The sequence below is a fragment of the Streptomyces caeni genome (genome assembly GCF_042678285.1).
Lineage (GTDB): Bacteria > Actinomycetota > Actinomycetes > Streptomycetales > Streptomycetaceae > Streptomyces > Streptomyces caeni.
Map to the genome: position 1 here is coordinate 1 of NZ_JBHUDX010000041.1, position 12379 is coordinate 12379.

The following is a 12379-nucleotide window of genomic DNA, read 5'->3' on the forward strand; positions in this document are numbered from 1 at the left end:
ACGGCAGGCCCGGGCGACACGGACAGCGATTTCGCCACGGTTGGCGATCAACACCTTGCGCATGTCAGGACGCATCCTTTTCATGACGGGGCCTGGAAGCGAGTGGGGGCTCCTCGCGGCGGGAGCCTCCCGGCGCCACCGCGAAGAGCACGTGTACTTCCGCTCAGGAGTCGCTGCCGTCAGGGGTTTCCCAGGAGTAGATGTGCACCCAGCGTCCGTCCGGGTCCTGGAGCCTGAGGATGTAGCCGATGGCGGCTTCGACGATGGGCGGATGCTCGATGCCGATCTTGTCCATGTAGGCGGCCCATTCCTCGACGTCGGCACGGGTCTGCACGCCGAAGCTGATCGGGTCGAAGTCCTTGAGTCCGGCCGCGGCCTCCGGGTTCTCACGGAGCGCGAAGAGCGTGGTCTCGACGCCGGGCACCTTGCTCACCAGACCCCGGAGGACCCCGTCGTCGTCCTTGAACTCCATCGTCGTCTCGATGCCGAGGACCTTCTGGTACCACTCGAGCGACCGGGCGACATCGCTGACGGGAAGCTTCACGTGGTGGATTCCGCCAAGCACGGGCATGTCCTGCTCCTTCAATGGTGTCGAGTGCGGGCCGGAACCCGCGAGGGGATTACTTGCTCCGGCGAGCGCTGGTCTCCGCAGCGGTGGAATAGACGACCGACCCGTCCGTTCCGTAGACAGTCGCCTTGCCTGTGCCGGAGTACCCGGACTCCGACAGTCGCGCGTCGAACTCGATCTGTATGTACGCGACGGACTTTCCGGTCGGGCTGATCTGCTCGCCCTTGAAGACCTCCTTGACCGTCATGTGGAAGGCGTCCGGACCGGTCGTCGACCAGCTTCCGGTCCCGATGCTCTTCTTCGTGTCCAGTGACAGCGATCCGTCCTCGACGAAGATGGCCGTGTAGTCGTCGACCAGTCCGTCGTAGAAGACGGAACCCGTCCACGTCCCAACGGGGCCGTCCGGAAATGCGGACAACGGCAGCTCCTTTCTGTGATGGTGATGAACGATCTCTCGGAGATCCGGGCCGGCGGACCGGACCGTCACCCGTCCAGGATCGGATGGACTCCGAGCTGCTCTTCCTCGAGAGCACCCAGCGCTCCCCTGAAGAAAATGAGCGGTTCCTGATGCCTGCGCGGAATTCCCAGCTCCATTACCTCGCCCAGGATGATGGTGTGATCACCACCAGGGAATTGGTCGACGATCCTGCACGCCAGAAAGGCGAGGGCTTCACTGAGAATGGGAACGCCTTCCGCGCCCCGGTGATGGGCCACCTCGGAGAAGCCTGCGGTCTTCCGGCCGGCAAACGCCCGTGCCAGGTATTCCTGTTGTCCGGAGAGGAAGTTGACCGCGAAACCACCCGACTCCCCGAGCACCTCGTGGAGTCGGGACTGCCGGTGCAGACAGAAGAGGACCAGTGGGGGGTCCAAGGACACCGAGGTGAACGAGTTGACAGTCGCACCGTCGGCACGACCGTCGACTCCGGTCGTGATCACGGTGACGCCTGTCACAAAGAGCCCACACACCTGTCGCAGGGTCCGCGAGTCGATCTGCTGGCCCTCGTGCACAGAATGCCACTCGGTGGTCATTCTCGTCCTTTCGGCAGCGGGACTCGGCTGAACGGCCGCTTCACAGCAGCTTCCTGACGCGGGGGCCGGCCTTGAGGAGTTCCCGTGCGAGATCGCGGCCCAGGCGCCTCATCTCCGGCCCGCTTTGGACCGACGCCCAGTACATGAATTTCGCCAGGGTCGCGCTCTGGGGCGCCACGAAGCGGTGCTCCGGGTCCTTCCAACCGAATTCCGGGTTGACCTCGTCGGACTCCTGGAGGACCTTGAAAATGATGTCTGCGGCTTCGTCGCCGGTGAGTTCACCGACCTCGTACTTCTCACAGGTCTCCGCGGTGACGTCGAGGATGTGCTTGAACGCCTCGCCCTCGGGCCACCACAGCCCGGGATAGGGGACGTTCTCAAGGTCGCGGAAGTGCCAGTCGTTGCCGTCCGCCATGTAGCGGAGCCTGGCGCGGGCGAGACGCATGACGCCCGGGGTGATGAAGGCGCCCCACACCCTGAACACCGCGTTCCACAGCCTGAAGTGGTTGAAGGCGATGAAAGAGCTGTTGACCAGTTCGTCGTTGAAGTGCAGCAGGCCCCGCTCCACCTCCTCGACGTACCGGAAACGCTCCGCCGAGAAGTCGCCGTCCTTGAGCGCGTCGATCAGGCGGCAGCTGAGCGCGTCGACCACCTCGAAGGTGTTGGACAGGCCCCGGGAGTAGAGCGGGTCGATGAACCCGGCCGCGTGGGACATGAGGCACCAGCGATCGCCGATGGTCTGTTTGGAGGAGTACTGCAGCCGGTCCGTCGACACCCAGTCCCGGACCCGGCGCGCGCCTTCGAACTGCCGCTTCACCGCCGGGTACATGTCCAGGTAGCGCTGGAACTCCTCTTCGGGGGTGATGTCGGTCGGCTTCGGATAGAGGCGTTCGTCCAGCTGCAGGCCGACGCTGCACAGGGGGTTCTTCGACTTCGGGTGGCTGTCGAAGGGAATGATCCAGAACCAGCCGCGCTCGATCAGATGGTGCATGGTGCCCTTGTGCCAGTCAACCGGCGGACGCAGGTGCTTCGGGTGGCCGCAGACCTCGTCGAACGGCTTGACCCCGATGAAGTGCGTGAACATCGAGCGCGAGTGATGCTTGAACCGCGCGGGTTTCTCGCGCAGATCGAACTTCTCGGCGAGCGGCGAACGGAACCCGCTCGCGTCGATGAGGTACTTGGCCCGGAACGCCTCGCCGGTGTGCCCGGTCACCGTGACACCGTCGTCGTCGAAGGCCAGATCGGTCGCGCGCCAGTTCTGCCGGACGGTCGCCCCGTACCGGATGGCGACATGGAACATGTAGGAGTCGCTGTCCTGCCGGAACAGGTGGCTGGTCTGTGCGAGGAGCCGCGGGATGGCGAACTGCGTGGCTTCCCGGGGGTTGGGCTCCTTGCCCGGCTGGTGGCGCATGAAACCGAAGTGGATCTTGGTGCCGAAGACCGGGCCGATGTCGCGTGTGCTGGCGTCGACGCTTGTCAGGCTCTTGATCTCAGGAACCTGGTAGCGCTCGCTGAGAATGTGCAGCCACTCGACCAGCTGCGGGGTCGTGGATTCTCCGATGGCGAATCGGGGGTGCTGGCCGGCGTCGATGAGCACTACGTCGGCGCCGTTCCGGGCCAGGATCGAGGCGACCACCGAGCCGGCGAGTCCCGATCCCAGGATGAGGACGTCGCACGGTTTCGCGTCAGAGGCTTCCTTCGCTGCAGCGGTCATCTTCATCGCCATGAACAGTCTCCTGTCGGTCAGATTGCGTTGGCTTCGCTCGACCTGGTGCCACCCTGGGATGGAAAGGAAAGTGCCGTGTCGGTCATGGGACCGACACGGCACAGAGGTATGGAAAACTGGCCGGGAAGCGAAGATGAGAGATGCGGAAATCAGGGCCGGGGATCAGCGCCGCATGCCTGTTCCTGATTCCGGGCACGACTCGGCCACGGATCAAGCGTGACAGGCTTCCACCGACGAGTCAACCATTCCAAGGAATTCGAGAGGACGCGCAACTATACGTTTGCCGCCGTGTGTTGGTGTTCCAGCAGCTTGAACAGCAAAGTCCGCAGCTCCGCATCTCCGCCGGCACCGAGCATCCCGGCTACGTCGGACTGGAGCTCCTCGACCGCTTTCCCCACCGTCGCAAGGCTCTCCCTGCCGCGGCCGGTGAGTTCCAGGGCGTAGCGGCGACGGTCGTGCGGATCCCGCCCGCGCCGGACAAGGCCCGCCCGTACGAGTTCGTCGACGACCACCGCGGCGGCCGGCTCGGTGATTGCCAGATGTTCCGCCAATTGCCGCTGGGCGCAGGGAGCGAAGGTGTTGATCGCCGAAAGCGGAGCGAAATGGCGTACGCGCAGGCCGGTGCCGGCGAGCTTGTCATCGCCGATTCTGCGCAGCCGGTAGTGTGCCTGTGCGACAAGGTATGCGGTACTGCGCGGGATGGGCTGTGCCGGTGTGGGCAGCAGTCTGCTCAGGAGCACATCGAGGCGCGTGCGCTCGCGCGTGGACAACGGTGCAGTGAGCCTCATGTCGCGGTCCGCCACGGACTGGCGCATGCCCTCCAGGGCGTCGCGGCCCGAGGCGGTGAGCGAGAGGACGTACGACCGCCGGTTGTCCGGGTTCCGGGTGCGGGTGACGTAGCCGTCGCCCTCCAGACGATCGATGACCTGCACCATGATCGTCCGATTGATGCCCAGCCGTTCGGCCAAGTGGTGCTGGGACAAGGAGTCCCCACCGGCCAGCGCGTCCAGCACGACAAAATTCCGGGTGGCGGCTTCATCGCTGCCCGCACTCGTGCCGAGCAGCACGAAAACACGCCGCAGCGTATACCCGATATAGCTCGTCAGCTCGGACGGGAGCGCGACACCCGGCACTTCCCCCATTGGTTCCTGGGCGGTGTGATCGTGTTCGCTGAGCAAGATGAGATACCTCCCGCGCAAGCGTACCCGAGCAGCGCTTTCACGGGCCCGGCGCCCGGCGTGCGTCCGCGGTTGCGGATGCGGGCCGGGCGCCGGGCGCCGATCACGGTTCCGGGGGCGGCAGGTCAGTGCTGCCGTTGCACCGCGGCCCTGATGGTCAGTGAACCGACGATCAGGGCGGCCAGGTAGAAGCCGCCCCCCACGACGAAGCCGACCGTGTAGCCGTCGGTCAGGTCAGCGGCGGTCGGGGCGCCGCCCTTCGCCGCGTTGGAGGTCACCGTGGAGGCGATCGTGGCCAGGACTGCCAGGCCGACCGCGCCGCCGACCTGCTGGCTGGTGTTGAGGAGACCGGAGGCGATGCCGGTGTCCTCCGGAGCGACCCCCCGCACCCCGATCATCGTGGTGGTGACGAAGGTGAGACCGAGGCCCACGCTCACGACCAGCTGTGCCGGCAGCAGCGCGGCGAAGAGGTTCGACTGCGGGGTGAGCACGCTGAACCAGCCCATGCCGACGGTGGCGAGGAGCAGGCCCAGCACGATGACCGTCCGCTCCGAGACGCGGCTCAGCAGCTGAGGGCCGATACCGCCGGCGGCGATGCCGATGCCCAGCGCGAACGGCAGATACGCCAGTCCGGTCTGCATCGGGGAGTATCCCTTCACGACCTGCATGTACAGGGTGAGGAAGTAGAAGGTGGCGAACATGCAGGCGCCCGCGAGGAACATGATGAGGTTCGAGCCGACCCTCCCGCGTTCCTTGAGCACCCTGGAGGGGATCATCGGTGCCGCGCTGGCCCGCTGGATGAGCACGAAGGCGATCATCAGGACGGCCGCGACAGCGAGGAAGCCGACGGTGAGACGGTCACCCCAGCCCTCTGAGGCCGCCCTGTTGATCGCGTAGACCAGCGACCCGAGAGCGGCCGTCGCGGCGATCGCGCCGGGCAGGTCGACCTTGACGCGCTGCCGCTCGCCCTCGACCAGCGAAGAGGTGCCCATCAGCACGGCGATCGCGATCGGAACGTTGACGAACAGAACCCAGCGCCAGCTGAGGTACTCGGTCAGCGAGCCGCCGAGCAGCAGACCGAGCACCGAGCCGAGCGCCCCCATCGCCCCGTACACGCCGAACGCCTTGTTGCGCGCCGGCCCGGGCGGGAATGTCGTGGCCAACAGGGACAAGGCGGTGGGTGCGATGATCGCGGCACCGATGCCCTGCAGCGCCCGGGCGGCGATGAGTGCGGATCCGCTGGTGGCGAGGCCGCCGATGAGCGAGGCGACGGCGAAGACGACCAGCCCTATGCGGAACACCTTCCTGCGGCCGAACACGTCACCGGCGCGCCCGCCGACGAGCAGCAGTCCGCCGAAGGTCAGCGCGTAGATGGTGATCACCCAGTTCAGATCCGCCACCGCTAAGTGCAGTGCCCTCTGCACGCTGGGCAGGGCGACGTTCATGATCGTGCCGTCCAGCGTGAGCATGCACTGCGCGGTGGCAATGATCAGCAATGCGAGGCCGTGCCTGCCGCCGGCGGCCGACGGCGCTTCGGCCACCGCCGTGGGCTCGGTTCGTTCGTGCGCGGACATGAAAAGTCCTCCTCAGATGGCGCGCTCAGTTGTTGGCCGGTGATTCCGTGACGCCCCAGGGATCCAGCTGGGCGAAGGTCTCGCGCCATTCGTCCTCGTAGGCGAGGCGCGCCTTCTCCGGTATGCGCGAGAGGACGGAGGCGACCATCTCCTCGTGCTGGCTGTCCAGCAACCACGGCAGGTACCGGGACACGTCAGGACCGATCCGGTCGCGATGGACCTCGGCGAAGCGCTGCCACTGCTCTTCCGTCAGAGCCGAGTCGATCAGTGCCAGGCCCTCCTCCTCCTCGTGCTTGAGGTGGAAGGCCACCTTGGTGGCGAGAGTGTCGATGAGTCCCCCGAGCCGCTCGGGTCCGGACTCGCGATCGGCCAGCGCCTCGTCGACCGCATTCAACAGGGGGTCGATGAGGGCGTGTTCCGCCTCCATCTCCCCCATCAGGGCGAGGTCGTCCGGGCGTTCGGCCAGCACCTGCTCCATGACGCCCCACACGGTGTCGTCCTCGGAGGTGTGATGCACACGCAGATGAGCCTTGAACAGCTCCCAGCCGACGGCGGTTTGCAGGATGTGACGGGGATCGTCGTCGGTGCGGGCGGTTATTCGTGCGAGTCGCTCCAGATCCCGTCGAAAGGCGTTGTGGACGGCATACATCATCGTCATGTCCAGATTGAAGGGCTTGCCGCTCATGGTCTTCCACCTTCTCCATCGGGCTGGGTGAGCATTCGTCAGGGCCGATCCGCATGGCCCCAGGGCCCCCGAATCCGTCGTCTGCCGCTCACAGTACCGCTCAGGGGGGCAATCATCAACTACCCAACTAACAACCTACGAACTATCAGGAGGCACCAGTGACCTGGCGATGCCGGCGCGCCTGCGCCGCCGGCTCGAGGTCCGAATCCCTCGCCGACCGGCGGAACCAGGTGAGGGCAGGGGTGGTCACCGCCGTGGTGAGCAGAGCCATCAGCACGAGCACCGTGAACAGATCGGGCCCGATGACACCCAGTTGGAGGCCGATGTCGAGCACCACGAGTTCGGTCAGGCCGCGGCAGTTCATCAGCACACCGATCGACATCGCGCCGCGCCATGGCCAGCCCGCCATCCGGGCCGCACCCGTGCTGCCGCCCCATTTACCGAGCACCGCCACGGCGAGGACCGCCAAGAACCACAGCCAGAGGACGGGGTTGTCCACGAGCAGCGCCAGATCGGCACGCAGACCGGTACTCACGAAGAAGAGCGGGAGCAGCACCGGCATGGTGAAGGCCCGCGTCCGGGCGGCGGAGCGCTCGATCGTACGGGAACCGCGCGGGCAGACGGCGCCGAAGACGAAGGCTCCGAACAGCGCATGCACCCCGATGGCTTCGGTGGCCAGCGCCGACAGACACAGCCCACTGAAGAGCACGACCAGCACAACGCTGTCCGAGCCCCGCTCCGCGCGCGCCGCCCACCTGGCGAGCAGCGGGCGCACCACGTACACCATCACGACCAGGAACGCGGCGGTCAGTGCGGCCGTCACGAGGGCCCCGGTCGGCGAGCCGCCGGTGGCCACGGCCACGACCGCGGCGAGCAGACACCACGCCGTCACGTCGCCCACCGCGGCGCACGTCATCGTGAGGGTTCCCACGGACGTCCGGTACAGGCCGTGGTCGGTGAGGATCCGGGCGAGCACGGGAAACGCGGTGATGCTCATCGCCAGCGCGATGAACAGCACAAAGGGCAGCATGCCCACGCCCTTGGGGGCTAGTGTCTTGTACATGCCAAATGCAAGCAGTGCGCCCAGTGCGAGCGGCAGTGCGATGCTCATCTGGCCGACCGCGACCGCGGTACGGCCGTGGCCGCGTATCGCGGACAGGTTGAGCTCCAGACCGGCCAGAAGAAGGAACGCCAGCAGGCCTATGTTGCCCAGCGTCTCGATGTACGGCAGCACCGCCTCCGGGAGGAGCCAGTGCTCCGCGCTCGGCCAGATCCAGCCGAGCAGGGAGGGGCCCAGCACGATCCCGATGGCGATCTCCCCGACGACCGGCGGCTGACCGGCCCTGCGCAAGAGTCCCGCTCCCGCTCGGCAGGCCAGGATCACGGTCGGGATGGCGATCAGCAGGTCATGTAGCGGGGCAGCGGAAGACGACATCGCAGCTCCTTGTAGGGACGCACATCAGGCGTGATGCAGTTTCAGCCGCCGTACGGCCGCCGCTCCTTCGCGTCGCGCAGCGCACGCGCCCACCAGACGAGCTGGTCGAGCATGACCTTGGCGGCGGCGTTGGCGCCCTCGGGGTCGACCGGGAAGCGCCCCTCGGAGTCGTAGTGGTCCAGGATCCGCGGGAAGCTGACGGTGTCCTTCATCCCGATGGAGTGGAACTCGGCGAAGATCTGCCGCAGATGTTCCACCGCGCGCACCCCACCTGCCATGCTCAGGCCGTAGCCGACGAACCCGACCGGCTTGGCCTCCCACTCGGAGTTGAAGCTGTCGATGAGGGTCTTCAGGGGACCCGGCACGCTGCGGTTGTACTCCGGCACGATGAACACGAAAGCGTCGGCCGCGGCCAGGCGCGGGCGCAGCGCGACAGCCTCGGGCACATCAGGGTCGAGACTGGCCGGCAGGGGTGTGCCGGACAGGTCGACGACGTCCGTGACCAGATCGTCTCGCTTGTCCGTCTGCCCCGCGAACCATCGCGCCACATCGGGGGCCAGCCGCCCGTCACGGGCGGATCCGACGACAACGACCACCCTGATCCGCTGGTAGGACATGATCCGCCTACCGCTTCGCCGCGGTCGGCGCGGCGGACAAGGTCAGGGAGAGGAACTCGGTGGCGCCGACCCGGGACAGGATCCGCCGGGTGAGCGCGGGCATCCGCGTCTGCCCGTCGTCGGAGAAGACGACCGGGTTGGTCAGGTGCATACGGCGTCCGCGGGTCGTGATGTCACAGCCCCCCGCCGCCAGCACGTTCTTGACCCAGTCGGAACCGGGCCCGTACGGCAGGGTTATCACGATGTCCTCGCCGCGCCGGAACAGCTTGACCGGAGTGCTGTATTCGCGCCCGGACTTGCGGCCGCGGTGGTGGACTTTGCCGAAGCCCGGCATACGGCTCAGGACCGGGCCCACGAAGTGGTTCGCCACCGCACGGTTGAAGCGCGCCACCCGCCTGTCGATCGGCACTGATTCCCTCCTTGTCCATGATCTGGAAGCGGTAGTGGTACAGGGCGCCGGGACCGCATGGCCCCGGCGCCCTAAGGCACATGACGACTTGTCAGGCCGGCCCGGGCTTGCCGGCGCCAGGGCCGCCCGGAGTGAGAGGCCCGCCGGGCTTTCCGCCGGACGTCAGGAAGCGGTACGTCGTGAAGTTGTCGACGATCCCCCAGCGCTCCGCGATCTTCTCGCCCTCGAACCGGAACCAGATGATCGCGTTGTGCTCGACCTCCAGACCGGTCGGCTGGACACCGAGGAACGGGCCGGTGTGCCTGCCGTACATGACCCAGCGGGCGGCGGCCCGGTCGCCCTGAGAGACGAAGTCCAGAATCTCGTACTTGATGTCGCTGAAGGCGCTCTGCTGGATACGGATGGTGTGCTTGAACGCCTCCGGACCCCGCATGGAGTCGTCGTGGCTGCCGTTGTTCTTGAAATCCGCGGTCAGGTGTTTGTCCGCCACAGAGAGATCACCGTTGGTGAGCCCCTCGCGGAAGATCTCCTCAACGATTTCCTTCTGCCGCTCAGCGCTGGCCATGTCTGCCATTCCTTTCTTCTGAGGTACCGTCATATGTTCCGTCGAGCTTTCGACCGTCGTGGCATCGACCGATGTCACGCCTGAAGGAACCGCCCCGGTGGACCACACGATCCGGAGCTTCAGGCTCTTGATGCGCCAGCCGCGCGGTGTGCGCTGCGCCACTCCGTCGAACCTGCCGCCCAACTGGAAGTAGCTCGTCGGCGCCGGGGGCCGGGGCGAACCGAAGTGAACATGGGAGGCGATCAGACTCCAGCTGATCGAAGCCCGGTCGCCGTCCAGCTCGATGACCGTCCCGGAACCGTGGTGATGGGTCCGTTCCCAGCGGTTCATGATCTTCTGTGTGAAATCGGCTGCGCCTGCGATTCCCTGATGGCTTCCCACGGGGAAGACCAGCGAGATGTCCTCGGTGAACAGGGACTTGGCCCAGTCATCGTCGAACGGACCCTCGTCGAGGGTGACCATGTAACGGTCGACGAGCTCGCTCAGACTGGCGCGATCGGACAGCGTGCGCACCTGCTCGGCGATCTGATCGAGTGGACTCTCAGCGGGCAATCCGCCTCCCCCTTCTGATGGTCGCGTCGACAGAATGAAGCACTGGACACCACTTCCTTCGGTCACGGGGCGGACTGCTGCCGGGTCCGCACAGCACTGAGTGCAGCCGAGGGGAACTCGGCTGCACTCTGGGGTCATTGCGGTCGAGCGTTTCGAACCAGGAAAAGAGCGGGGCCCTTTGATGACAGCTGTTTCAGTGATGCCGCCGCTGTCCGATCGCGACCGGTGCGTCCGCCGATGCGCGACAAAAGAGCCGCAGAAAGTGTCGATGCGCGTTGAACTCGGACACTTTCAGGGCATGGGGGCGCCGCCAGCAGCGTGACACACACGCGTTTCTCGCGTCAACACCAGTTCGGAGAAGGTCAGTTCGACGCCAGTTCGACGTGACGGGCTGTCATGGCAGGCCCGGCCGGGAAGCCGGGCACCGACTGCTGGGACAGCACGGGGAGCGGGAGCAGGCGGCGATCGCCGCACAACGACCTACCGGCGCCCGACCCCTCGGCGTCGGCCCCCTCGCGGTGAGGCCGTCGACCGGCGGGCGCCGCCCATCACTCGTCAACGTCCCAACTAATCATTGGGCCAATAATCACCCTTGATATGCTCTATGTTGAGTCGCACCGTAGGAGAGACGAGGCAGCAGGGTGAGCGCCATAAGACCGACGGAGGTCCAGGGCAGGGCCGCACCCACGCCCGCTCCGGCAGGCGGATACTTCGGTGATCTGCTGCGCCGCGTGTTCGCGCAGTTCACCGCGGACGCGATGGAGGGAGCACCCCAGTCCCGCGATTACGTCCTGCTTGATGCCCTGGCGGAGCAGGACGCGCGGTCGCAGAAGAACCTCGCGGAGCGCCTCGGCATCAACCGGACGGTCATGGTCCGGCTCATCGACCGGCTTGAGGACCTCGGACATGTGTCCCGGACCCGCAACCCGGCCAACCGCCGGTCGTACGTCCTGAGGCTGACCGACACCGGGCGGGCCGCACTCGACGACATGCGCGAGGCGATGTCCGAGCGGAACGCGCGGACGGCCGCCACGCTGTCGGCACACGAACGGCGGCGGCTGTACACACTGCTCGCCAGGCTGCTGCCGGAGACGGAGCAACCCGCCACCCAGAGCATCGAGTATCTCCTCGCGCAGGCCCACCTCCACCAGCGCCGCAGCTTCGACGCCCTGCTCGGCGGACTCGGCCTGCGGGCACGGCACTTCGGTCCCCTGATCGCGATCGACACGCTGGGGCCGTGCCCGCAGCAACGGCTGGCACAGCACCTGGCGATCACGGAACCGGCCGCGGCCGAGGTGGTCGACGATCTGGTCCAGGCCGGTCTGGTGGCCCGCGGGAAGGACCCGCGCGACCGCCGCCGATACGCCCTGGAACTCACCGGCCCCGGCCGCGAGTTGCTGCCCGCCGTGTACGACACGGGGGAGCGCATGCAGGCGGACACCCGCGCGGCCCTCGGCGCAGGCGGAGAGGATGAACTCCGCACCTTGCTCTGCAAGTTGCTCTCCGCGGAGGAGTGAGACGCCGCCGGCCCGGGTGATGCGGTGCAGTCCGGATGCCCCTTGGGCGAACAGCCGCCTCGCCATCGCGGAAGCCGGTGAGGAACGCTTCACCCGGTAACCGCGGGACCGAGGACGCGCTCCGTGGGCGTGGCGTGAACCCGCCCGCCCGACCGACCGACCGGCACGCTCCGGCCGCACGTCGCCCGCACCGTGTGCGCTGATCCCGGTACCGGCCCGTCCGGCACCTGACGTGCGGCCAGCCGGGGCGTTCTGCTCGCAGCGCGACCTCGCACCGGTCGGTGAACAGCATCCGGTCGCCTCCCGCGAGGTGGTGTGAACCATCATGCGCTTCGCCCTCCGGTACCCGGCCCGCGGCGCTCTTCCCGTCGGCGCGGCACGCCAAGCAGCCCGGCCAGAGGCCGGGGGTCCCCCAGCCGGTCGAAGTGCGCGGCGTGACCCGCGAGTTCCGGCCCGTTGACCGGCTGCACCACCCGGCGGACACCCGGCGGAACGCCATCCGGCATCCGGGCACCGTCAACAGC

13 protein-coding genes are annotated in these 12379 nt (G+C 67.1%); 1 reads left to right on the forward strand and 12 read right to left on the reverse strand.

From position 1 onward, the window contains the following. From ACFSL4_RS15030 to ACFSL4_RS15085, 12 genes are all read right to left on the reverse strand, one after another. A partial coding sequence (locus tag ACFSL4_RS15030) for a biotin carboxylase N-terminal domain-containing protein (protein ID WP_344069737.1) occupies positions 1-63 on the reverse strand: 63 nt, incomplete at its 3' end. A gap of 100 nt (positions 64-163) precedes the next feature. Continuing rightward, the gene (locus ACFSL4_RS15035) at positions 164-571 is read right to left on the reverse strand and encodes a VOC family protein (protein ID WP_381082666.1); all 408 of its coding nucleotides are present in this window, start codon (positions 569-571) and stop codon (positions 164-166) included. A gap of 49 nt (positions 572-620) precedes the next feature. Continuing rightward, a complete protein-coding gene (locus ACFSL4_RS15040; RefSeq protein WP_381082668.1) occupies positions 621-986 on the reverse strand; it encodes a dehydrogenase in 366 nt (121 codons plus the stop codon). A 65-nt stretch (positions 987-1051) separates the two neighbouring features. Then, a complete protein-coding gene (locus ACFSL4_RS15045; protein ID WP_381082670.1) occupies positions 1052-1597 on the reverse strand; it encodes a flavin reductase family protein in 546 nt (181 codons plus the stop codon). A gap of 40 nt (positions 1598-1637) precedes the next feature. Then, a complete protein-coding gene (locus ACFSL4_RS15050; protein WP_381082672.1) occupies positions 1638-3323 on the reverse strand; it encodes a tryptophan 7-halogenase in 1686 nt (561 codons plus the stop codon). A 272-nt stretch (positions 3324-3595) separates the two neighbouring features. Next, positions 3596-4501 carry a MarR family winged helix-turn-helix transcriptional regulator gene (locus tag ACFSL4_RS15055; protein ID WP_381082674.1) on the reverse strand — a complete coding sequence of 302 codons (906 nt, stop codon included), beginning with the start codon at positions 4499-4501 and terminating at the stop codon, positions 3596-3598. Positions 4502-4626: 125 nt separating this feature from the next. Further along, the gene (locus ACFSL4_RS15060; protein ID WP_381082676.1) at positions 4627-6075 is read right to left on the reverse strand and encodes an MFS transporter; all 1449 of its coding nucleotides are present in this window, start codon (positions 6073-6075) and stop codon (positions 4627-4629) included. 25 nt (positions 6076-6100) lie between these two features. Then, positions 6101-6760, reverse strand: coding sequence for a hemerythrin domain-containing protein (locus ACFSL4_RS15065; RefSeq protein WP_381082678.1), 660 nt, complete (start codon positions 6758-6760; stop codon positions 6101-6103). A 145-nt stretch (positions 6761-6905) separates the two neighbouring features. Next, entirely contained in the window at positions 6906-8195 is a 1290-nt protein-coding gene (locus tag ACFSL4_RS15070) for a cation:proton antiporter (RefSeq protein ID WP_381082680.1), read from the reverse strand. 41 nt (positions 8196-8236) lie between these two features. Further along, on the reverse strand, positions 8237-8812 hold the full coding sequence (locus tag ACFSL4_RS15075; protein WP_381082682.1) for an NADPH-dependent FMN reductase: 576 nt from the start codon (positions 8810-8812) through the stop codon (positions 8237-8239). Between the two features lie 7 nt (positions 8813-8819). Continuing rightward, positions 8820-9221 carry a nitroreductase family deazaflavin-dependent oxidoreductase gene (locus tag ACFSL4_RS15080; RefSeq protein WP_381082684.1) on the reverse strand — a complete coding sequence of 134 codons (402 nt, stop codon included), beginning with the start codon at positions 9219-9221 and terminating at the stop codon, positions 8820-8822. Positions 9222-9312: 91 nt separating this feature from the next. Continuing rightward, positions 9313-10404 carry an ester cyclase gene (locus ACFSL4_RS15085; protein WP_381082686.1) on the reverse strand — a complete coding sequence of 364 codons (1092 nt, stop codon included), beginning with the start codon at positions 10402-10404 and terminating at the stop codon, positions 9313-9315. 575 nt (positions 10405-10979) lie between these two features. On the opposite strand from ACFSL4_RS15085, the gene ACFSL4_RS15090 reads away from it, so the two are divergent. Beyond that, a complete protein-coding gene (locus tag ACFSL4_RS15090; RefSeq protein WP_381082688.1) occupies positions 10980-11855 on the forward strand; it encodes a MarR family winged helix-turn-helix transcriptional regulator in 876 nt (291 codons plus the stop codon). Positions 11856-12379: the final 524 nt, after the last annotated feature.